This is a genomic window from Brachybacterium sp. Marseille-Q7125 (assembly GCF_023062615.1).
Classification (GTDB): Bacteria; Actinomycetota; Actinomycetes; order Actinomycetales; family Dermabacteraceae; genus Brachybacterium.
The window spans coordinates 1-471 of record NZ_JALLAL010000156.1 but is presented as its reverse complement, the minus strand read 5'-3'; the positions used below and the strand labels follow the sequence as shown (position 1 = coordinate 471).

Annotated in this window: 1 protein-coding gene; it reads left to right on the top strand. The window is 73.5% G+C overall.

The window, feature by feature from the left end:
- Window positions 1-471: prolipoprotein diacylglyceryl transferase family protein (locus MU407_RS14140; RefSeq protein WP_246958439.1), on the top strand; the 471-nt coding region annotated here is incomplete at both ends.

The window sequence follows — 471 nt, the reverse complement described above, 5'->3', positions numbered from 1 at the left end:
CCCCTGGCCGCGTTCCCCGCCCCCACCTGGGACGGCTTCGAGATCGGCCCGGTGAAGATCCACGCGTACGCGCTGAGCATCATCCTGGGCATCGTCCTGGCGCTGTGGCTCGCCGAGCGTCGGTGGCGCGCCCGCGGCGGCCCCGAGGACCGTGTGCTCGACATCGCCCTGTGGGCCATCCCGTTCGGCTTCGTGGGCGGTCGGCTCTACCACGTGTTCTCCTCACCGGACCGGTACTTAGGGCCCGGCTTCGACGGCACGGGCGACCCGATCCAGATCCTGTACGTGTGGAACGGTGGACTGGGCATCTGGGGCGCGATCGCCCTCGGCGCCGTGGGCGCGTGGCGGGGCGCCGTCCTCCTCGGGGCTCGGCGGTCTTGTGGCGTCGCCGCCCGCCGCCGCGTTGGTGGGCTCCTGGCTCGCCGCGCCGTCCCGGGCGTTCTCGGCCGGGGTTCCGGTCGTTTCCGGGAT